Origin of the sequence: Nocardioides sp. QY071 (assembly GCF_029961765.1) — a bacterium.
Taxonomy (GTDB): Bacteria; Actinomycetota; Actinomycetes; order Propionibacteriales; family Nocardioidaceae; genus Nocardioides.
This window is the reverse complement of the sequence record NZ_CP124681.1, coordinates 1,448,226-1,468,031: the sequence shown is the minus strand read 5'-3', so window position 1 is coordinate 1,468,031 and position 19,806 is coordinate 1,448,226. Positions and strand designations below refer to the sequence as shown.

Here is a 19,806-nt window from a genome sequence, read left to right as displayed (position 1 = left end):
ACCCGACCCCTAGAAGGTGAGGGCGACCTTGCCGGCCCCGCTCATCGGGTCGCCGGCGAGGGCGAAGGCGTCCGCGATCTGCTCCAGCCCGAACCGGTGGGTGATCATCGTCGGCGCGTCCGCCGGAGCCGCCGCGACCAGGTCGACCGCGTCGACGAAGGACGAGAGACCCTCCTCCGACTGGGCGTTCCAGGTCATGTCGATGGTCGCCCGCTTGCGGAACACCGTGTGCAGCGGCCAGGTGGCCGGGCCGTCGTCCTCGTAGAGGCCGAACAGCCCGATCCGGCCCTCGTCACGCACCATCCGCATGACCTGGTGCCGGGTGGCGTCGGTGCCGGCGGCCTCGATGGCCAGCTCCACGCCGATCCCCCCGGTGATCTCGTCGACCACGTCGACGATGTCCTCGCCGGGGGCGTGCACGACCCGGGTGGCGCCGTACGACGTCGCGGTGGCCAGCCGCGCCGGGGACAGGTCGCTCACGATCACCTGTTCGAAGCCCGCACGGCGCAGCAGCTGGACGAACGCCAGGCCGGCGGGTCCGGTGCCGACCACGGCGGCCGCGCGCGGCTCGGCGGTGGCTGGCAGCCGCACCGACGGCCAGAACCGCTTCATCGCGAAGACCGCGGTGCCGAGCTGCTGGGCGAGCACCAGCCGCTCGGGCGCGCCCTCCGGCACGGGTACGACGGCCGAGGGTGGCAGCACCTGGAGGTCGGCGAAGCAGGCCGCGGCCGCGGCGGGTGGGGCGCACAGGACCCGCGTCCCCACGGCCACGACCGGCGAGCGGCTCTCGACCACGACGCCGACCGCCTCGTGGCCGGGGCCGCCCGGGAGTCCGTTGCCGCCCTCGGACACGACGTGGAGGTCGGAGCCGCAGATCGCGGCGACCTCCGTGCGGATCAGCAGCTCTCCCGGCGCGGGGGCCGGGTCGGGGGCGTCGACGACCTCGAGCCGGCCCGGCGCCGTGACCGACGCGGCCCGCATCAGGCGCCCGCGATCTGGGCCGACAGCGCCCGTCGCTGCACCTGCCCGGTCGCGGCGGTGCGGGGGATGGCCGGCACGCCGACGACCATCCGCGGATGCTTGTGCCGGGCCAGCCGGCCGTCGAGCAGCCGGCGCACGGCCTCGACGTCGGGCACCGGGCCGCCGGCGGACGACACGGCCAGGCAGACCACCTCGCCCCACAGATCGTCCGGTACGCCGACCACCGCGTAGTCCGCGCAGCCGGGCAGTCCGCGCAGCGCCGCCTCGACCTCGGTCGGCCACACGCTCTCCCCGCCGCTGCGGATCATCTCGCTGACCCGGCCGGTGATGAAGAGGTAGCCGTCCTCGTCGACGTGCCCGACGTCGCCCGAGTGGTAGACCCCGTCGCCGAGGACCTGCGCGGTGTCCTCCGGCCGGTCGAGGTAGCCGTTCATCAGGGTCGGCGACGCGACCCGGATCTCGCCGTCCTCGGCGGTCCACAGCACGCCCGGCGGAGTCGCCAGGCCGACGCTGCCGGGACGGGTGTCCAGGTGGGCGTGCGCGTCGTGGAGCCGGGCCATCGAGCCGGCCTCGGTGGTGCCGTACAGCACCGTCGTGGTCGCCTGCGGCACGCGGGTCCTGATCCGCTCCAGCAGCGTCGGCGAGACCCGCGACGTACCGGTGTCGGCGTGGAACAGCGAGGACAGGTCGGCCTGGACGTCGGTCGCGTCGAGCACCCGCTCCCACACCGCGGGGATCGCGTAGAACGCCGACGCCCGCCAGCGCTCGACCGCGGTCAGCAGCTCGACCGGGTCGGCGCGGTGCACGAGGTGGATCGCACGGCCGTTCTGCCACGCCTCCATCACGTAGTGCCAGCCGCCGTAGTGGAACAGCGGGAAGCCGGTCACCAGGCCGGCCCTGCCGCGCATCGCCTGCCCGAAGGTCCCGCCGCCGGCGGCCGAGCGCAGCCAGCTCGCGCGGTGGCTGACCAGCGCGCCCTTCGGCCGCCCCGTGCTGCCACTGGTCAGGTAGAGGATGTGCGGCGCCGTGTCGTCGATCGCGACCCCGAGCGGCTCGGGCGAGAGCCGGGCGCAGAGCGCGTCCAGGTCCGCGCCCGGCACCATGCCGTCCGCGTCGAACACCGCCAGCGGGATCTCCCGCTCACGCGCCAGCTGCTCGGCCTCGTCGAGATGCTCGAGGTCGGTGACCAGCAGCCGCGGGGCGACGTAGTCCAGCACCCCGGCCAGCTCGGCCGCGGGCAGCGACGGGTTGAGCGGCGCGAAGACCGCCCCGACCCGCCCGGCGCCGAGGAACCCGTCGAGGGCGCGCAACGACGGCGCTGCCCACCAGGCGATCGTGTCCCCCGCCCCCAGGCCGAGCTTCGCGAACGAGCGGGCCGCTCGGTTGCCGGCCTCGTCGAGCTCGGCGAAGCTGACGACCCGCAGGCCGAGGGTGGCCGCCGCCGCGGTCGGCCGGACCCGGGCGAAGCGGGCGACGGTGGTGGGGATGTCCAGGGTCACGACAGCTCCATCTGCGCGGGGTTGATCGCGTCGTACGTGCTCTTGTGCTGGGTGATGTCCATCGCCTCGTGGATGGCGTCCAGCCCCTGCACGGTATGCGTGATGAGGGCCTCGGGGTCGACCAGGTTCCGCTGGACGAGCCCGAAGCAGTGCTCGAAGACGGTCGCGGCACAGGCGTGGTCACCGGCGCCGGAGCGCGGGTGGATCAGGGTCACGGACTTGCTGCGCAGCAGTCCGGTCGGCAGCGGCGCGTGCGCGTCGAGGACCGACACCATCGCGATCCGGCCGCCGCGGCGCACGGCCTGCGCGGCCAGCTCGACGGTGCTCAGCCCGGCCAGGCCGAGGTCCGCGCTGCCGCCGGCCGTCTCGACGACGACGTCGAACCCGATCCCGCCGGTCAGCTCCTCGACCGCCGCAAGGACGTCGGAGCCGGCGTCGATCAGCGCGTCCGCGCCGAACCGGCCGCCCAGCTCGAGCTTGCGCGGGCTGTGGGTCGACAGGGCGACCAGGCCCGCATTGCCGTGCCGCGCGACCGCGACGCCGAGCAGGCCCATCACGCCGCCGCCCAGCACGAGGACCGACTCCCCCGGTCGTACGTCGAGCGCGGCGTGGGCGTGCACCGCGCCGGCCAGCGGCTGGATGGCCGCGGCCGCCGCGAGGGAGACCCCGTCCGGCACCGCCACCACCGCCGAGGCCGGTACGACGAGCCGCTCGGCCAGCGCGCCCGGCCGGGTGAACCCGATGATCGCCGGGGCGACGCAGGCGCTCGCCCAGGACCGCCGGCAGGCCGCGCAGGTGCCGCAGGGCAGCGTCTCGACGGCAGTCACCCGCTGCCCGACCTCGAGCCCGCGCACGTCGGCGCCGACCTCCGCGATCACGCCGGCGAACTCGTGTCCGCCGAACTGCACCGGCCCGTCCTCGAGCCGCCGGGCGAGCTGGTCGCTCAGCGCGACGTCCGCGCCGGCCATCAGCATGCACTCGGTGACGCTGAGCTGGACCCGGCGCACCTCGATCACCACCTCACCGGGCCCGCACACCGGTTCCGCGACCTCGGCGACGTCTACGACGAAGCCCGGCTTCACCACCACTGCCTGCACCAGCAACACCTCTCGATCTCCGCACGATCAGGACCAAGCAAGGGCTTGTGTAACCCACGTCACGGTGATTCAATCACGCTCATTGAATTTTGAATACAAAGTTCATTATTCAGAATCCAGCAGATCTCGGACAGGAACAACCGAAAGGTCCAGCACAGTGATGCGAGCCAGAGTGACGATCGCCGGCCTCCTGACCCTCACCCTCGGTGCGGCGCTCACCGGCTGCGGAGGCTCCTCCGCGGGCGACGACGGCGCGGACACGGTCGTGATCGGCCTCGTCTGCGACACCACCGGCCCCGGCGCCGGCTACGCCACCCCCGCCTGCAACGCCACCAAGGCGACCATCGACGAGGTCAATGCCGACGGCGGCGTCGACGGCAAGAAGATCAAGGTCGTCCAGGGCAACGACGAGAGCGACCCGACCAAGACGCCGACCGTGATCCAGAAGATGGTCAGCCAGGGCGCCGACGCGCTCATCATGCTGACCAGCAGCGCGGGCGTGCTGCAGGCCAAGTCGCTCATCGAGCGGACCCGGATCCCGGTCTTCATGTCGGTCGCCGCCAACCCGCTGGTGACCGAGCCGCCGAGCAACACCTACCTCTACCAGCTCGGTACGCCGACCTCGGACTGGGCGAGGGTCTACTGCGAGGCGTTCGACTCCCTCGGTGCGAAGAAGGTCGCCTTCCTGCAGGACAGCTCGCCCTCCCAGGTGCAGTTCAACCAGGGCCTGATCGACGGCCTCGACTGCGTCGACCTCGAGGTCGTCAACGGCGCCATCGACGCCACCGACCTGAGCCCGGAGGTGGCCAAGATCGAGAAGTCCGGTGCCGACGCCGTGCTCGTCGCGACCCAGAACGCCAACTTCGACGTCCTCGCCCAGAACACCCTGCACCAGCAGCTTCCCGGCGTGCCCCGGTTCACCGAGCTGCTGCTGAGCTCGCTGCCGTCGGCCTGGAAGCAGGCGCAGCCCGGCGCCCTCGAGGGCCTGGTCGGCCTGGCCGGCACCACCGACACCAACCCGAAGACCGTCGAGGTCGCGAAGCTCTTCGCCGAGACGGAGGGCGCCGACTTCCAGGTCAACAACTTCTGGACCCAGTCGTACGACGCCGTCCAGCTGCTCAAGCAGGCCATCGAGTCGGCCGGCAGCACCGACGGCACGAAGGTGAACGACGCGCTGCAGCAGATCACCGACTACGAGGCAGCGTCCGGCTACCCGGGGTTCACGCTCTCCTTCGGCAAGGACAAGCACCTCGGCGCGGACGGCATCTGCGGGCTGGTGCTGGTCACCTGGGGCGCGGACAACACCGTGACCGGCCCCTGGGCGGACTACACGCCGGACTGCGCGGCATGACGAATCCGCAACTGTGGATCGCCGTGGTCGAGAACGGGTGCTTCTTCGCCCTTCTCGGCCTGGCGTTCTACTTCAACCTGACCGGCGCGGGGTTCTTCAACTTCGCGATCGGCGCGATCGCCATGGCGTCCGCGTTCGTCGGGAGCTGGCTGGTGACCGAGCACGGCCTGAGCCGGCCCGTCGCGGGCCTGGTCGGGGTGCTCGGCGCCGTCGCGATCGGGGTGGTGATGGAGCTCGCCGTCGTCCGGCCGGTCCAGGCCCGCGGCGAGGGCGAGCTGTCCGCCCTCGTCGCGGTCGGGGCCAGCCTGTTCGCGATCATCCAGCTGTGCGGGCTGTTCCTCGGCCACGAGGCGCGCCCCGGCCAGCCGGTGTGGACGACCTCCCCGTTCTCGCTGGGCTCGGCGCGGATCAGCTCGACCGTCGTCCCTCTCGTCGTGATCACCGCCGTCCTGTTCACCGCGGCGTACGTCGCGCTGCGCCACACCCGGCTGGGCCGGCTCACCCGGGCGATCGGCAACGACACCGAGGCCGCGCGGGTGCTCGGCCTGCCCATCAACACCGCCCGGCTGCTGTCCTTCGCCGCGGCCGGGCTGATCGCCGCCCTCGCCGGGATCACCTTCGCCGGCCGCAGCGGTGTCAGCCCCGACAACGCGCTGCACTGGACCATCACCGGCTTCCTGGCGCTCGTCATCGGCGGCACCGGCACGGTGTGGGCGCCCTTGCTCGGCGGCGCGCTGCTGGCGCTGGCCAACGTGTTCATCCCCTTCTACTTCGGAGGTGACGTGCTCGCCTACGGCCTCGTCGTCGTCGCCATGTTGTTCTTCGCCTTCCGCCCCGAAGGCGTCTTCGCACCACGGGTGCGCGTGTGAGCGCCCGGATCCAGAGCGCCGCCGGCATCCTCGGTCTCGCGCTCCTGGTGCTGTGGGCCGGCGAGGACCTCTACCGCAGCAGCCTGCTGATCACCATGCTGACCTATGCGCTGATCGCGCTCGGCATGTACGTCCCGTTCGTGCTGGCAGGCTCGCTCTCCCTGTCCTACAGCGCCTACGCCGCCACCGGTGGGTACGCCGTCGCGATCGGCTCCGCCCACGCCGGATGGCCGCTGTGGCTGGGCATGCTGGTCGCCCCGCCGGTCGCGGCCGTGATCGCGGTCGTGCTCGGTGCCGCGACGATGCGGCTGTCCGGCTTCTACCTCGGCGCGGTGACCCTGCTCTTCGCGGAGGCGTTCATCCAGCTGCTCGGCAACCTCGACATCACCGGCGGACCGAGCGGAATCATCGGGCTGCCCCTGCTGTCCTTCGGCGGCTGGGAGCCGTCGCCCTTCCAGGTCGTGCTGATGGCGACGGTGCTCACCGGCCTGCTCGCCTTCGCGCTCGACCGGCTGCGTCGCAGCCCGTGGGGCGTGGTGGTCCGGGCCTCGCGGGAGGTGCCGATCGCGGTCGACACCGCCGGGGTGTCGGTGTCGCTGCTCAACCTGGTCGCCCTCGGCGTCGGCGCCGCGATCGCCTCGCTGGGCGGTGCGCTCTTCACGGCGTACGTCGGCGCGGTGAACCCGGAGACGTTCAGCGTGAACGTGATCTTCCTGGCCGTCTTCATGCCGCTCATCGGCGGCATCGGCAGCCCATGGGGCGCGGTTCTCGGCGCGGTGATCGTGGTCGACCTGACCCTCAACGTCGACGCACTGTCCTCCAGCGGGACCCTGCTGGTCTCGCTGAGCGTGCTCGTGATCCTGGTGCTGTTCCCGCGCGGCGTGCTCGGCTTCGCCGGCACTCTCGCCCGCTCGGGTACGGCCCTCCTCCCGAAGCGAGGTGTCCGCACATGACGACCGACGACCTGCTGCTGAGCGGCACCGGACTGCGCAAGAGCTACGGCGGCGTGCACGCCGTGAGCGACATGTCGCTGAGCCTGTACGCCGGCGAGGTGCTCGGCCTGATCGGCCCCAACGGCGCGGGGAAGACCACGCTGGTCGACCTCATCACCGGCGCCCAGGACGCCAACGGCGGCGAGCTGCTGCTGCGGGGGCAGCCCTTGCGCGGCGGCGCCGCCTCCCGGGCGGCGCACGGCCTGGCCCGTACCTTCCAGCACCCCCAGCTCGCCCACGACCTGACTGTCGCCGACAACCTGCTGCTCGGCGCCTTCGCGGCCCGGCACCGCGGCCTGGTGCCGCTGCTCACCGGGCTGGTCCGCGGCATCGTCCAGCCGCGATCGGCCGCCGACCGGGCCCTGGCCCAGCGGCTCGCGGACGAGGTCGGCCTGGCCGGCCTGGACCGCACCGCCGGCGACCTCACCCTCGGTGAGCAGCGACTGGTCGAGGTGGGCCGCGCGCTCGGCGCCGATCCCTGCGTCCTGCTCCTCGACGAGCCGTTCGCGGGCGCCGACGCCCACGGCGTCGCCGGCATCACCCGGGTGATCGAGCTGCTCCGCGGCCGCGGCCACGGCGTGATCCTGGTCGACCACAACGTCGACCTGGTCACCGGGCTCGCCGACCGGGTGCTGCTCATGGAGCGCGGCCGGCTGGCCTTCGAGGGCAGCCCGCGGGAGTGCCTCGCCAGCCCGGAGATGCAGCGCGTCTACTTCGGCACCACACCGGAAGGGGTCCCCTCATGACCCGGCTCGACATCGACGGCCTCACCGTGCGCTACGGCGGCGCGCTCGCCGTCGACGACCTCTCCCTCGCCGTCCCGGCCGGGCAGGTGACCGCCCTGGTCGGGCCGAACGGCGCCGGCAAGAGCAGCGCCGTGCTCGGCGCCTGCGGCACGGTCCGCGCGAGTGGGCGGGTGTCGCTGGGCGGCGAGCGGATCGACGGCTGGTCCCCCGGGCGTCGTACCCGGGGCGGACTGGCACTGGTCCCCCAGGGCCGCCAGCTGTTCTCCCGGCTCACCGTGCGCGAGAACCTGCTGATCGGCGCCGACCAGCTGCGGCTGCCGGCCCGCTCGGTCGCGGCGGCCGAGGAACGCTTCCCGATCCTCGGCGAGCGCCGCGGCAGCCTGGCCGGCGTGCTGAGCGGCGGCGAGCAGCAGATGCTCGCCGTGGCCCGGGCGCTGATGGGCTCGCCCCAGGTGCTGCTGCTCGACGAGCTGGTCACCGGCCTGGCGCCGCTGATCGTGCAGCAGCTCGCCGCCACCGTGCGCGAGCTCGCCGACGCCGGTCTCGCCGTCCTGGTGGCGGCGCCCGACCTGGTCGGGCTGCGCGAGGTCGTCGACCGCGGCTACGTGGTCGTGCGCGGGCGGGTCGTCGCCGACGTCGACGGCGGTCACCGGGCGCTGCAGGCGGCGTACGAGCGCGCGCTCGGCCTGGTCACCCAGGACTGAGACGCGGCTCACATGGCCCGGCATTGCCGTTCACCCATTTGCATAATAAATTCAAAATACAGGAGCTGAAGATGACGACCCCCACCCCGGAGCACGCGCTCATGGTCACCGGCATCGGTGGCCAGGGCGTCCAACTACTCGCCAAGACCCTCGCCCAGGCACTCACCGTCCGGGGTCGCTACGCGATGCTCGGTGCCGAGTACGGCGGCGAGATGCGCGGCGGGCCTACCCAGGCGACCGTCGTCGTCGGCGACGCGCCACTGCGCGCCCTGCCGATCGTGCCGCGCGCCCAGTCCGCGATCCTGATGCACGACCGCTACAGCGAGAACACGCTGGCCCGACTCGTCCCCGGCGGACTGTGCCTGGTGAACTCGTCGGTCGCTCCCGAGGGCTTCGCAGCCGATCGCGACCCGGTCCTGGTGCCGGCCACCGCCCTGGCCCGCGACGCCGGGGTCGCCCAGGCCGGCAGCTTCGTGATGCTCGGCGCGTACGCCGCGCTCACCGGCGTGGCGACCCGGGACGAGCTGGTCGCCGCGATGACCGGCCTGCTGCCGCCGTACCGGCGCCAGCACGCGGACGGGAACGCCCGCGCCCTCGACCTCGGCATCGACCACGTCGCCCCCATCCCGACAGGAGCCCCCTCGTGACCCTCGAGCTGCTGCAGGGCAGTGTCGCCATCACCCGCGCGGCCATCGCCGCCGACTGCAGGTTCTTCGCGGGCTACCCGATGTCGCCGTTCACGCCGCTGCTGGAGGCGATGTCGCGCGAGCTGGCAGACACCGGCGGCGTGTGCATCAACGCCGAGAGCGAGATCGAGGGCGCCAACATGGCTCTCGGTGCCTCGGCCGCCGGCTTCCGCGCCGCGACCGGGTCCTGCGGCCAGGGCATCGCGCTCATGCAGGAGACGATCGCCGAGGCCGCGCTCAACGAGACACCGCTCGTCGTGTTCAACATGGCGCGCAACCAGCAGGACTACTACCAGTGCACCCGTGGCGGCGGCTGGGGCGACTACCGCACGATCACGCTGGCACCCAAGGACATCACCGAGGCTGTCGAGCACACCCAGCTGCTCTTCCACCTGGCCGACAGGTACCGCGCGCCCGTGATCCTGTACGGCGACGACCTGCTCTCGAAGACCCAGGTCGGCGTGGACGTGCAACCGCTCGACCTGCCCGACCTGCCGGAGAAGGACTGGGCGCTCGACGGGTCCGCCAGCGGGACAGGCAGGTCGCGCCAGGTCTGGACCTTCGCCATGGGCAAGAAGAACGACCCCGGTCCCGGTCCGGACGGCCAGTGGAAGCGGGTCGCCCAGAAGTTCGCCGACCTCGAGCAGGTCGAGGCACGCCACGAGACCGTCCACGCCGAGGACGCCGAGACGCTCGTCGTCGCCTTCGGCTCGGCCGCCAAGTTCGTCGAGCACGTCGTCGAGGAGCTGCGCGAGCAGGGGCACAAGGTCGGCCTGTTCCGGCCGATCACGCTGTGGCCCTTCCCCGGCGCGGCGCTCGCGCAGGTGACCCGCGGCGTGCGGCGGGTGCTCGTGTTCGAGATCAACGCCGGCCAGATGATCGACGACGTGCGCCAGTGGACGCACGACCGGGACGCGATCGAGTTCATCGGCGGGGTGAGCATCGACGAGCACGGCCTCGCCTTCGGGCCGCTGCTCGACGCGCCCGTGATCGCCGAGCGGATCCTGGCCGCCCACTCCCCTGCCGACGTACTGACCGCGAGGAGCTGACCATGACCACCACGGACATCACCATCGACACCCGGACGGCACCCCCGCCGCCGTCGACCAAGGCCGCCTCGGCGGCGCCCTCACTCATCCTCGGCGAGCACTCGCTGTGCCCCGGGTGTGGCGAGCCGGTGGCACTGCGGCTGCTGCTGGAGACGCTGCAGGAGCTGGACGTCGTCGACCGCTCCATCGGCGTCGTGGGCCACGGCTGCTACGGCAGCTTCGTGCGGATCATGGACATCGACGTCCTCCAGTGCCTCCACGGCCGCGCCCCCTCGTGCGCCACCGGGATCAAGCGGATGCGCCCCGAGTCCGTCGTGTTCACGCTGCAGGGCGACGGCGACATGGTCAACGAGGGGCTGCAGGAGGTCCTCCACTCCGCGGCCCGCGGCGAGAACATCACCTGCATCCTGCTCAACAACGGGGTGTTCGGCGACACCGGCGGGCAGCAGACCGCGACCACCGTGCTCGGCCAGCGCACCAAGACCAGCCTCGAGGGCCGCAACGCGGCAGACCACGGCTACCCCATCCCGATCGCGGACCTGGTGGCCTCCCTCCAGGGCAGCGGGTACGTCGCCCGCGGCGCGGTGTCGACGCCGGCCGCGGTGGCGAGGACGAAGCGGATGATCAAGCGGGCGGTGCAGTCCCAGCTCGACGGCAACGGGCTCTCGCTGGTCGAGATCCTCACCATGTGCCCGACCGGCTGGTTCGTCCCGGCGGCGGACGGCGCGGACTACCAGGGTTCGTCCATGGAACCGGTCTACCCTGTCGGCGAGCTGAAGAGCCAGGAGGCAGAACGTGCTTGAGCGGGCCAACACCAGTCAGGCCGTGGCGGACGTCGTGATCCAGCGGATCGTCAGCGGCGAGCTCGCCGCCGGGGACCGGGTCGATCTCGACGCGCTCGGCAAGAGCCTCGGCGTGAGCCGCTCCCCGATCCGGGAGGCGCTGATCCAGCTGGAGCGCGACGGCCTGGTGGAGATGCCCTACCACCGTGGCGCGTTCATCGCCGAGGTCGGCGTCGCCGACGTGCGTGAGGGCTTCACGCTCTACGCCCTCCTCTCCGCCCTGCCCGTGCGCGGCGTCGTCTCGCGGCGCGACCCCGAGGTCTGGGCCGAGCTCACCGAGTCGGTCGAGGCCGCGCTCGCCGCCGGGTCCGTCGACGAGTTCGAGAAGCAGGCACAGCGCTTCCGCCGCTCCATCGCCCGCGCGGGCGGCGGTCCGCACCTGCGCTCGCTGCTGCGCACCTTCAACGGCCTGGTCCGGGTCGCCTCCCGACTCGCCATGGAGGACGACCTCGAGCAGGAGCGCACCCTGCTCCGTGCCGAGTACGACGCCATCCGCGACGACACCCCCGCGGCCGCCGTCGCCGCCACCGTCCGCCACGTCGTGAGCACCGGGGAGCACGCCGTGCGCGTGCTCCGCGACCGCGGCGTGCTCCCCGACAGCGAGGGCGACGCCCTCGACGTCACCGTCGAGGACCTGCTCACCGTGGGCAACCTGGTCCGCCCCGAAGGAGAGGCCTGATGGCCGCCACCGACCCCACCGACACCACCGACACCGCTGCCGGCCGCGTCTCCCGCGGCACCCTCGTCATCGACACCGAACGCTGCAAGGGCTGCGAGCTGTGCATCGCCGCGTGCCCGCCGTCGGTGCTGGAGATGTCGGCGGAGGTCAACGAGATGGGCTACCGCTTCCCCGTGCTGCATGTCGGCTGCACCGGCTGCACCGCCTGCCAGATGGTCTGCCCCGACTACGTCTTCGACGTCTACCGGTTCAAGAAGGAGCGCCCGGCCGGGGAGGCGTCCGCATGACCTACGTGATCTCCCAGACCTGCGTCGACGTCAAGGACCGCGCCTGCGTCGACGAGTGCCCGGTCGACTGCATCTACGAAGGCGCTCGGATGCTCTACGTCCACCCCGACGAGTGCGTCGACTGCGGGGCCTGCGAGCCGGTCTGCCCCGTCGAGGCGATCTACTACGAGGACGACCTGCCCGCGGCCGACCGGGCGTTCCTGGCGATCAACGCCGAGTTCTTCGACGAGCTCGGCTCCCCCGGCGGCGCCGGGCGGCTGGGTGTCGTGGACCGGGACCACCCGAGCGTCGCGGCCAGGGCGGTCGCCTCCTCGGCCTGAGCCCACCGACGGGTGGCGCGCACCCAGAGGTGGATCGGACTACGCGGCAGGCCTGTCGAGCTCGGCGGCGAGCGCCGGCGCGAGGTCGCCCTTCGGGGCCACCTCGACCTCGCCGAGCCCGAGCCACCCGGCCAGCCGGTCCAGCTCGGCGGCCAGCTCGCCCGCGGTCTCGGCGGGGGCGTGCGGCTCGGACCACGCCGACTGGACGAGCAGCCGCCCGGTGGCCCGGTCGGCCTTGAGGTCGACCCGGCCGACGATCCGGTCGCCGAGCAGGAACGGCAGCACGTAGTAGCCGTGCACCCGCTGCTCGGCCGGCGTGTAGATCTCGATGCGGTAGAAGAAGTCGAACAGCGCCTCGGCCCGGTCACGCTCCCACACCACCGGGTCGAACGGGCTGAGCAGCGAGCGCGCGCCGATCCGGCGCGGCAGCCGGGCCTCGCGGTGGAGGTACGCCGGGCGCTTCCAGCCCTGCACCGTCACCGGCTCCAGCTCACCTGCCGCGACGAGCTCGTCGATCGCGAGCCGGGCCTCACCGACCCGGATCCGGTAGTAGTCGGCCAGGCAGTTGGCCGAGCCCACGCCGTGGGACCGGGCCGCTCGTCGTACGAGCTCGACGTGGGCCTCGGCCCGCGTCATCGCCGGGGCGTCCAGCACACTCGCCGGCAGCACCCGGTCGGGCAGGTCGTAGCGGATCTCGAACTGGCTGTTGCGGCCCGCGATGGCCAGCTCGCCGGTCATGTAGAGGTAGTCGAGCATCCGGCGGGTGCGCGACCAGTTCCAGCCCCAGTGGTCCTTCGTGCGGGGCAGGCCGTCGTCGAGCTCGCGGGCGGTGCTGGCGCCGCGTTCGGTGATCTCGGCGAGCAGCGCCGCCTCGAGCCCGTCGCCCTCCTCGACGGTGAACCACTTGCCGCGCTTGGCGCGGTAGTCGTCCATGCGGTGTCGCATCGCGGGCCACAGGTCGACGGGCATGAAGGCCTGCACGTGGGCCCAGTACTCGACCACCCGCCGGTTGCGCCCGCTCGCCGCGCGCCGCAGCAGGTCGACGTCGTAGCCGCCCATTCGCGAGTAGAGCGGCATGAAGTGGGCGCGCTGCAGCACGTTGACGCTGTCGACCTGGAGGACTCCGGTGCGGGTCAGGGTGCGGTCGAAGGTGCGCAGCGTCGGGGCCGCGTGGGCAGGATCGAGGAAGCCCTGCGCGGCCAGCGCGATCCGGCGGGCCTGGGCGAGCGACAGCGACTGCGTGGTGGGCACGGGCCCACCCTAGGAGTCGCCGCCGACAACGCCGGAGGTCGAGGAGGTTGCGCAGCAACCGTCACGAGACCACCGGCCGTGCTCACGCCAACCGTCCCCGGCCAGTGCCGGCAGGCAGCACCTCACCCGGTCTCGTGACGCGCCACGACCTCGCTTGCTCCGCGGCGCGAGCTCGTCGGCACTCCTCGACCTTCGCCCGCTGAGCGCGGGTTCGCAAGCTCACCTGCGGGCGTGCTCACTCCAGCTCGACCAGCTTGGCGCGCACGGCGTACATGACCGCTTCCATGCGCGAGTGCAGCTGGAGCTTCTCGAGGATGTTGCGGACGTGGTTCTTGACGGTGTTCTCGCTGATCGCGAGCAGCGAGGCGACGTCGCGGTTGCTCAGGCCGCGCGCGACGGCCCGGAGCACCTCGAGCTCACGCTCGGTGAGCTTGAGGGCCGGGCCGGCGGTGCGGTCGGGCTTCGACATCGTCTTGAACTCGTCGATCAGCTTGGCCGCCATCGACGGGCTGATCAGCGACTGGCCGTCGGCGACGACGCGGATGCCCTGGGCCACCTCCTCGATGGACGAGTCCTTGAGGAGGTAGCCCGAGGCACCGCTCTTGACCGCCTCGTAGAGGTCGGCCTCCTCGTCGGAGACGGTCAGCATGATGATCTTCGTCATCGGGACCGCCTCCTTGATCGCGACACACGCCTCGATCCCGGACTGCTTGGGCATCCGGACGTCCAGCAGCACCACGTCGGGCACGCTGCTGACCACGAGGCTGACGCCGTCGAGGCCGTTGCTGGCCTCGCCGACGACCTCGATGCCGTCCTCGATGCCCAACAGCATGGTCAGCCCACGCCGGAACAGCTCCTGGTCGTCGACCACCACAACACGTACCGGCTCGCTCACGGGCTGTCCCGGTGCTGCGGCTGCCGGCGAAGTACCTTCCGCCACGGCGGCATCATGACACGACCTCCCGAGTGAGTGCCGGTCCCGTCCGGTTTCGAGGGCTGCACGGTGGTTCTCGGGCTCAGCCCTCGTCGCTCCCCACGTCGAGCGAGATCACCCCGTAGTCGTAACCGCGACGGCGGTAGACGACCGCCGGACGCTCGCTCTCCTTGTCGACGTACAGGTAGAAGTCGTGGCCCACCAGCTCCATCTCGTAGAGCGCCTGGTCGAGCGTCATCGGGCTCGCCGGGTGGGTCTTCTCACGGACCACGAGCGGGCCGTCGCCGGTGACCGTGATCGGGCCGACCTGCCGCTCGATCGCGACCTCGTCGTCCTCCTCGACCACGGTGGTCGGTACGTCGGACAGCGCCTTGCCGACCGAGACCGGCGTACGACGGCCGCGGTGCACCCGCCGCCGGTCGGCGGCCTTGCGCATCTGCGCGGCCATCTTGTCGAGCGCGAGGTCGAGCGCACCCATCTTGTCGTCGGCGGCGGCCTCGGCCCGGATCACCGGCCCCTTGGAGAAGGCCGTCAGCTCGACGTGCACCGCCTGGTCGTGCTGGCGCGGGTTGGGTTCGCAGTCCACCTCCACATGCACCCGGATGATCCGGTGATCGTGCTTCTCCAGCTTGGTGAGCTTCTCCGCGGCATGCTCTCGGAACCTGTCCGAGATCTCGCAGTGCCGTCCGGTGACCACAACATCCATCAGTTACCTCCAAGGGGATTTCGGCGTGATGGGTTCTCCTGCCGCCCAGGCAGGAAGCCGGCGTGCTGGCGCATTCTCGGCCAGCACGAACTCAAGGGGAGCTCGCCGCGCGAGCGCAGCGAGCGTCGGCCCGTCGGGCGCGCCGCGTTGCCTGGACGCAGCGCAGCGAGCGAGGAACGGGCGAGCGGAGCGGAGGAAGGCAACGCGCGGAAGCGCGCCCGACATGCGCGAGCGAAGCGAGCGCCAAACAAGCACAGATGGAGTCCGCCCGGCCGACCTGGTCTTCTTCCCCACACCCGCCTGCTGGGGCTTCCGCAGCTTGTTGCCACTACCGGCCCTCTCCCGGGGCCGGACGTATCTGACGTCCGGTCCGAGGCAGGTCTTACGACTAAGCCGCACCGTGATCACCGGCCCGGAGACCGGCTTACGTGGACCGTTTCGCCTGCGACTGGCATCGGCTTGCCGCCCCCGGCTGGGCTCGCGCCCGGCCTGGGCGACGCAACCACGGACCCGGGCGGACTCCATGACCAGACGTTAGTCCGTCGGTGGTGACGACGAAAGGCTTCATCCGAAGTTCAGGCCATTGTTCCTGCCGCGTTCCTGCGCCGGGTCGCGGCGACGACCGCGGCGGCGTGGACGGGCACCCCGGCGGCCTCCAGCGCGCGCTGTGCCTCGCGCAGCGTGGCGCCGGTGGTGAGCACGTCGTCGCAGACCAGGACGTGGGCACGGGGGCAGCGCCGCACGAGGTGGCGTACGGCGTCCGCGGGCACCGTCATCGAGCCGGCGAGGTTGGCCGCGCGGGCGGCGGCGTCGAGCCCGGCCTGGTCGACGACACCCGGTCGCAGGCGCAGCAGCCGGGCCACCCGCACCTGGTCACCGAGCGCCGCGGCAGCGGCGCGGGTCATGCTCAGCGTGGGGTCGTGGCCACGCTGGCGCACGGTCGTGGTGCGCGACGGCACGGGGACGAGAACCACCGGTCCGAGCGGCGTCGCCGCCTCGACGGAGCCTGCGAGCAGCTCGCCGAGCGGCCGGGCGAGGGCGAGCACCCGGCGCTCCTTGTGGGCGAGCACGAGGTCGCGCAGCAGGCCGTCGTACTCCCCCACCGCGTACGGCGGCACCAGCCCCCGCGGACAGGGAGTGGGCCAGCGCGGCCCGGCTTCGGCGGCCCGCAGGCGGCAGGTGTCGCGGCAGGCCGGGCAGCACGGGCGGCCCGGCCGGTCGCAGCCCACGCAGCGCGAGCCGAGCACCAGGTCGACGAAGCCGTCGAGGAGGTGCGCGGTGCCCATCGGCCCAGCCCAGCAGCCGCCCCGGCCGGCGGCAAGCGCGAGCCCGGAGGCTGTGGAGAGACCGCTGACCGCGCAGGTCAGCCGGCGTAGTCGAGCTGGGACAGCCCGCCCGGTCCGGCCTCGCGGTCCACCTGGCGGATCAGGTCGACGTACTGCTCCGCGTAGACGGCGTACATCGCGGCGTCCTCGACGGGCGAGGCGGCGAGCCCGAGGACCTCTCCGGTGACGATGGTGGACAGGACGTCGACGCCGACCGTGGCGCCGTCCGCGGCGACCACGTCGACCTCGTAGAGGTTGCCGGGAACGGTCGCGGTGAGCAGCGCGACCCGGACCGGACTGGCCCAGGCCAGGTCGATGATGGCGCTGCCCTCCGGGGCACGTACGACGAACGGCCGGCCGGTGCGGGCGACCTGGCCGCGGCCGTTGAGGAACACCCGGGCTCCGACGACCTGGTCGCCCTGCCCGGGCACCCGCACGACGGCGACCAGCCGGGTGCCGTCGCGGCTGACGACGAGGCTGCGGGCCCGGGTTCCGGTGACGCCCGGGACCCGCACAGTGCGCAGCTCGGCGCCGTCGTAGAGCCACACGACGGCGCCGCTCGCGCGGCGCTCGAGCACCCACAACCGCCCGGCGTGGTCCCAGGTGGGGCGTGCGTAGGTGCCGCCGTCGAGCAGCACCTGGGCGGCGGGCTCGGACGTGGACTGCTGGACGTGCGCCAGCCGGACGCGATGCCCGCCGGTGTCGATCCCGGCGGCCTCCTCGTTGTCGGGGCTGACCGCGACCGCGGTGAGCCCGGCTCCCTCGTCGCCGAAGACGCCGGTGACCGGGTCGAGGTCGGTGTCCTTGCCGCCGGAGACCAGGCGTCCCTGGCTGATGCCGTAGAGCGTCTTGCCCCCGCCGGGCCCGGCCGGGCCGTAGGCGGCGGCCGCGTCGACGGAGTACTGGGCGACACCGCCCGGCAACGGCAGCGGCGTACCGTCGACGCTGACGCGCAGGGCGGTGACCGACGGGTCCTGGCGCAGCGTCCAGGCCAGCTGGGCGAGCATCAGCTCGGCCTGCTCGGAGGTCACCGACTGGGCCTCCCCGACGAGCGAGATGTCGGCGACGCCGGCGTCGCTGACCGGCACGGACAGCCCGACGCTCAGCCCGGCCGGCAGGAACGAGCGCACCACGCCCTGCGCCAGCGGCGGCGGGCCGGCCAGCAGCCCGGACACGAGGCTGGTGGCGAGCTGGTCGCCCTCGGGCACGAAGACCGGCTCGGGGACGAGGATCTTCGCGACCGGGTCGAAGTAGTAGAGGGAGACCTGGTGGTAGCGCTGCCGGAACCACGAGGCGGGTACGACGAGCGCGTCCGGCGGGTCGGTGATCCGGTACTCGCCGTCCTGCACGGTCAGCTTGAAGTCGAGGTCGAGCTCGTCGGCACCCATGGCGCCGCGCCAGGCCCCGACCGCGTCGAGCCGGTCGGCGGCGGTCAACGACACCGACACGAACCCGCCGCTCTCGCGCACGGGCAGCGAGTCGCTGTAGATGACCGTCTCCTGCTCGGGGTTCCAGCCGGCCGCTGCCTCCTTGGTGAGGTACTGCTTCGCCACGCTGGTCTGCACCGGCCACGCGGTCATCGCGTCGAGGAAGCCGGCGACCACCTCGGTCCGGGAGGCGCCGTCGACCGGCGGCCGGGCGTCGATGTCGCTGGCGCGGCGGGTGTCACCGCGGTCGGTGCCGCTGCTCTGGACCACCGGTCCCGACGTCGGCAGCGAGGTGCATCCGGACAGCACCGCCAGCGCCGCCAGCAGCACCGTCACCAGGGTCGGGAGGAGCCGGTTGCGGGTCATGACTCCTCCTCCGTCTCGGGTACGACGCCCGCGGGCCCGACCACGACGGCGGCCTCGCTCGACATCGCGTCCTCGGGGACCAGCGGCAGCGGGCTGTGCCGCAGGGTGCCGCCGGCGTGCCGGGGCACGGTCAACCGGAACTGCGCCCCCTGCCCGGTCTTGCCCCACGCCTGCAGCCAGCCGCCGTGCAGGTGGGCGTCCTCCTGCGCGATCGCGAGACCGAGGCCGGTGCCGCCGCTGGTGCGGGTGCGGGCCGGGTCGGAGCGCCAGAACCGGTTGAACACCATCGAGGCCTCCCCCGGCGCCAGCCCGACGCCGTGGTCGCGCACCGTGATCGCGGCCGACTCCTCGTCGGACTCCAGCCGCACGATCACCGCCTCGGTGGGGTCGTCGGCCAGGGCGTGGTCGATCGCGTTGGTGACCAGGTTGCGCACGATCCGCTCGATGCGGCGCACGTCGACGTCGGCGCGGACCGGGTGGTCCGGCTCCCGGACCTGCACCCGGACCCCCCGCTGGTCGGCCAGTGGCTGCGCGGCGTCGACCACTCGTCGTACGAGATCGCCGAGGTTGACGTTCTCGGTGGCGAGCACCGCGGCGCCTGCGTCGAATCGGCTGATCTCCAGCAGGTCGACCAGCAGGTTCTCGAACCGGTCGAGCTCGGCCTGCATCAGCTCCGCCGAGCGCGCGGTCGCCGGGTCGAAGCCCTCGCGGGCGTCGTGCAGGACCTCGGAGGCCATCCGCACCGTGGTCAGCGGTGTGCGCAGCTCGTGGGAGACGTCGGAGACGAAGCGGCGCTGGACCCAGCTGAGCTCCTCGAGCTGGCGGATCTGGCGCTGGAGGCTGGTGGCCATCTGGTTGAAGGAGTACGCCAGCCGGGCGATGTCGTCCTCGCCGGTGACCTGCAGCCGCTCCTGCAACCGGCCGGCGGCGAGCCGCTCGGCGACCCGGCGGGCCAGCCGGATCGGGGTGACCACCTGCCGGGTCACCAGCCAGGTCAGGCCGGCGACCAGCGCGAGCAGCAGCCCGGCCGCGGTCAGCAGGGCCCGGGTGACCAGGTTGAGCGTGTCCTGCTCCTCGGCGAGGGGGAACAGGAAGTAGAGCGTGTAGGTCTTGCCGTCCGACGGCAGCTGGACCTGCGAGCCGACCACGATCCCCGGCTCCCGCGTGGTCGTGGCGTCGGAGGCGGCGCCGGTCGTGCGCACGATCTCGGTGTAGGTCCACGCGGTCACGCGCTGCGGGCCGTCGAAGTGCTCCTCGAGCGAGGTCGGGATGCTGACCAGGTCGAGCCCGCTGGTGTACTCGCCGCCCCCGGTCCGAAGCGCCGGATCCTCCCCCTCGGGACCGGCCAGCACCACGGCGTACCCCCGGCTCGCTCCGCGCTCGATGATCGGGTCGACCAGGTCGCGCTGCTGCTGGCTCGCGTTGACCTCACGGCCCGATGCCGCCTCCAGGCGGTCCTGAGCGTCGGCGACCTCCGCGTCCACCTCGCCCAGCACGACCTCGGCCCGATGCCGCAGCAGGCCGTCGCGGGTCTGCTGCAGCAGGATCCAGCCGACGCCGCTCACCACGACCGCGGACAGCACCAGCGTGCTCGCCACGACCCGCGCCTGGATGGAGCGCCGCCAGAAGGTCAGTGCGCGGCGCAGCCGGGGAGCGAGCCACCCCCAGCAGCGGCGGAGCGCGTCAAGCACCTGT

Annotated in this window: 20 protein-coding genes; 11 read left to right on the top strand and 9 right to left on the bottom strand. The window is 72.6% G+C overall.

Annotation, left to right across the window (positions count from 1 at the left end; genetic code table 11):
* Positions 1-9 precede the first annotated feature (9 nt).
* The 3 genes from QI633_RS07020 to QI633_RS07010 are packed head-to-tail and all read right to left on the bottom strand — an operon-like array spanning position 10 to position 3,577.
* Positions 10-981 carry a zinc-binding dehydrogenase gene (locus tag QI633_RS07020; RefSeq protein ID WP_282428520.1) on the bottom strand — a complete coding sequence of 324 codons (972 nt, stop codon included), beginning with the start codon at positions 979-981 and terminating at the stop codon, positions 10-12.
* Complete coding sequence (locus tag QI633_RS07015) at positions 981-2,480, bottom strand: AMP-binding protein (RefSeq protein WP_282428519.1); 1,500 nt, start codon at positions 2,478-2,480, stop codon at positions 981-983. The genes QI633_RS07020 and QI633_RS07015 overlap by 1 nt, the downstream gene beginning before the upstream one ends.
* Positions 2,477-3,577: an alcohol dehydrogenase catalytic domain-containing protein gene (locus QI633_RS07010; RefSeq protein WP_160158309.1), complete on the bottom strand. Its 1,101-nt coding sequence runs from the start codon at positions 3,575-3,577 to the stop codon at positions 2,477-2,479. The genes QI633_RS07015 and QI633_RS07010 overlap by 4 nt, the downstream gene beginning before the upstream one ends.
* Positions 3,578-3,749: 172 nt before the next feature.
* Here QI633_RS07010 and QI633_RS07005 point away from each other — a divergent pair, with 172 nt between their 5' ends.
* The 11 genes from QI633_RS07005 (at position 3,750) to fdxA (ending at position 12,102) form a co-directional block, all read left to right on the top strand.
* Positions 3,750-4,928: an ABC transporter substrate-binding protein gene (locus QI633_RS07005; protein WP_160158310.1), complete on the top strand. Its 1,179-nt coding sequence runs from the start codon at positions 3,750-3,752 to the stop codon at positions 4,926-4,928.
* Complete coding sequence (locus QI633_RS07000) at positions 4,925-5,797, top strand: branched-chain amino acid ABC transporter permease (protein ID WP_141799795.1); 873 nt, start codon at positions 4,925-4,927, stop codon at positions 5,795-5,797. Before QI633_RS07005 ends, QI633_RS07000 begins: the two co-directional genes overlap by 4 nt.
* Positions 5,794-6,750: a branched-chain amino acid ABC transporter permease gene (locus QI633_RS06995; protein ID WP_222117890.1), complete on the top strand. Its 957-nt coding sequence runs from the start codon at positions 5,794-5,796 to the stop codon at positions 6,748-6,750. The genes QI633_RS07000 and QI633_RS06995 overlap by 4 nt, the downstream gene beginning before the upstream one ends.
* Entirely contained in the window at positions 6,747-7,535 is a 789-nt protein-coding gene (locus QI633_RS06990; protein ID WP_141799796.1) for an ATP-binding cassette domain-containing protein, read from the top strand. Before QI633_RS06995 ends, QI633_RS06990 begins: the two co-directional genes overlap by 4 nt.
* Positions 7,532-8,239, top strand: coding sequence for an ATP-binding cassette domain-containing protein (locus QI633_RS06985; RefSeq protein ID WP_141799797.1), 708 nt, complete (start codon positions 7,532-7,534; stop codon positions 8,237-8,239). The genes QI633_RS06990 and QI633_RS06985 overlap by 4 nt, the downstream gene beginning before the upstream one ends.
* 71 nt (positions 8,240-8,310) lie before the next feature.
* On the top strand, positions 8,311-8,886 hold the full coding sequence (locus QI633_RS06980) for a 2-oxoacid:acceptor oxidoreductase family protein (RefSeq protein WP_282428518.1): 576 nt from the start codon (positions 8,311-8,313) through the stop codon (positions 8,884-8,886).
* On the top strand, positions 8,883-9,974 hold the full coding sequence (locus tag QI633_RS06975; protein ID WP_141799799.1) for a hypothetical protein: 1,092 nt from the start codon (positions 8,883-8,885) through the stop codon (positions 9,972-9,974). Before QI633_RS06980 ends, QI633_RS06975 begins: the two co-directional genes overlap by 4 nt.
* A 2-nt stretch (positions 9,975-9,976) precedes the next feature.
* Positions 9,977-10,777, top strand: coding sequence for a thiamine pyrophosphate-dependent enzyme (locus QI633_RS06970; RefSeq protein WP_282428517.1), 801 nt, complete (start codon positions 9,977-9,979; stop codon positions 10,775-10,777).
* Positions 10,770-11,495 carry a GntR family transcriptional regulator gene (locus QI633_RS06965; RefSeq protein ID WP_141799801.1) on the top strand — a complete coding sequence of 242 codons (726 nt, stop codon included), beginning with the start codon at positions 10,770-10,772 and terminating at the stop codon, positions 11,493-11,495. The genes QI633_RS06970 and QI633_RS06965 overlap by 8 nt, the downstream gene beginning before the upstream one ends.
* The gene (locus QI633_RS06960; protein ID WP_282428516.1) at positions 11,495-11,782 is read left to right on the top strand and encodes a 4Fe-4S dicluster domain-containing protein; all 288 of its coding nucleotides are present in this window, start codon (positions 11,495-11,497) and stop codon (positions 11,780-11,782) included. Before QI633_RS06965 ends, QI633_RS06960 begins: the two co-directional genes overlap by 1 nt.
* Positions 11,779-12,102, top strand: coding sequence for a ferredoxin (gene fdxA / locus QI633_RS06955; protein WP_282428515.1), 324 nt, complete (start codon positions 11,779-11,781; stop codon positions 12,100-12,102). The genes QI633_RS06960 and fdxA overlap by 4 nt, the downstream gene beginning before the upstream one ends.
* 39 nt (positions 12,103-12,141) lie before the next feature.
* Here the strand turns inward: fdxA and QI633_RS06950 are convergent, their stop codons facing one another.
* The 6 genes from QI633_RS06950 to mtrB form a co-directional block, all read right to left on the bottom strand.
* Positions 12,142-13,353 (bottom strand): crosslink repair DNA glycosylase YcaQ family protein, encoded by a 1,212-nt coding sequence (locus QI633_RS06950; RefSeq protein WP_282428514.1) that lies wholly within the window; start codon positions 13,351-13,353, stop codon positions 12,142-12,144.
* Between the two features lie 235 nt (positions 13,354-13,588).
* A complete protein-coding gene (locus QI633_RS06945) occupies positions 13,589-14,248 on the bottom strand; it encodes a response regulator transcription factor (protein WP_260806103.1) in 660 nt (219 codons plus the stop codon).
* Between the two features lie 121 nt (positions 14,249-14,369).
* Positions 14,370-14,993 carry a ribosome-associated translation inhibitor RaiA gene (raiA, locus tag QI633_RS06940; RefSeq protein WP_141799805.1) on the bottom strand — a complete coding sequence of 208 codons (624 nt, stop codon included), beginning with the start codon at positions 14,991-14,993 and terminating at the stop codon, positions 14,370-14,372.
* A gap of 575 nt (positions 14,994-15,568) precedes the next feature.
* Complete coding sequence (locus QI633_RS06935; protein ID WP_141799806.1) at positions 15,569-16,279, bottom strand: phosphoribosyltransferase family protein; 711 nt, start codon at positions 16,277-16,279, stop codon at positions 15,569-15,571.
* A 77-nt stretch (positions 16,280-16,356) separates the two neighbouring features.
* Positions 16,357-18,111, bottom strand: a complete 1,755-nt coding sequence (locus QI633_RS06930) for an LpqB family beta-propeller domain-containing protein (RefSeq protein ID WP_282428513.1) — start codon at positions 18,109-18,111, stop codon at positions 16,357-16,359.
* Entirely contained in the window at positions 18,108-19,802 is a 1,695-nt protein-coding gene (gene mtrB, locus QI633_RS06925) for an MtrAB system histidine kinase MtrB (RefSeq protein WP_282428512.1), read from the bottom strand. The genes QI633_RS06930 and mtrB overlap by 4 nt, the downstream gene beginning before the upstream one ends.
* Positions 19,803-19,806 lie beyond the last annotated feature (4 nt).

What these genes read in the sequence shown, in the direction of transcription:
- fdxA (WP_282428515.1), top strand. Translation starts at nt 11,779, where the DNA reads ATGACCTACGTGATCTCCCAGACCTGCGTCGACGTCAAGGACCGCGCC.
- QI633_RS07020 (WP_282428520.1), bottom strand. Translation starts at nt 981, where the DNA reads ATGCGGGCCGCGTCGGTCACGGCGCCGGGCCGGCTCGAGGTCGTCGAC.
- raiA (WP_141799805.1), bottom strand. Translation starts at nt 14,993, where the DNA reads ATGGATGTTGTGGTCACCGGACGGCACTGCGAGATCTCGGACAGGTTC.
- QI633_RS06935 (WP_141799806.1), bottom strand. Translation starts at nt 16,279, where the DNA reads ATGGGCACCGCGCACCTCCTCGACGGCTTCGTCGACCTGGTGCTCGGC.
- QI633_RS06985 (WP_141799797.1), top strand. Translation starts at nt 7,532, where the DNA reads ATGACCCGGCTCGACATCGACGGCCTCACCGTGCGCTACGGCGGCGCG.
- QI633_RS06990 (WP_141799796.1), top strand. Translation starts at nt 6,747, where the DNA reads ATGACGACCGACGACCTGCTGCTGAGCGGCACCGGACTGCGCAAGAGC.
- QI633_RS06930 (WP_282428513.1), bottom strand. Translation starts at nt 18,111, where the DNA reads ATGACCCGCAACCGGCTCCTCCCGACCCTGGTGACGGTGCTGCTGGCG.
- QI633_RS07000 (WP_141799795.1), top strand. Translation starts at nt 4,925, where the DNA reads ATGACGAATCCGCAACTGTGGATCGCCGTGGTCGAGAACGGGTGCTTC.
- QI633_RS06970 (WP_282428517.1), top strand. Translation starts at nt 9,977, where the DNA reads ATGACCACCACGGACATCACCATCGACACCCGGACGGCACCCCCGCCG.
- QI633_RS06960 (WP_282428516.1), top strand. Translation starts at nt 11,495, where the DNA reads ATGGCCGCCACCGACCCCACCGACACCACCGACACCGCTGCCGGCCGC.
- QI633_RS06980 (WP_282428518.1), top strand. Translation starts at nt 8,311, where the DNA reads ATGACGACCCCCACCCCGGAGCACGCGCTCATGGTCACCGGCATCGGT.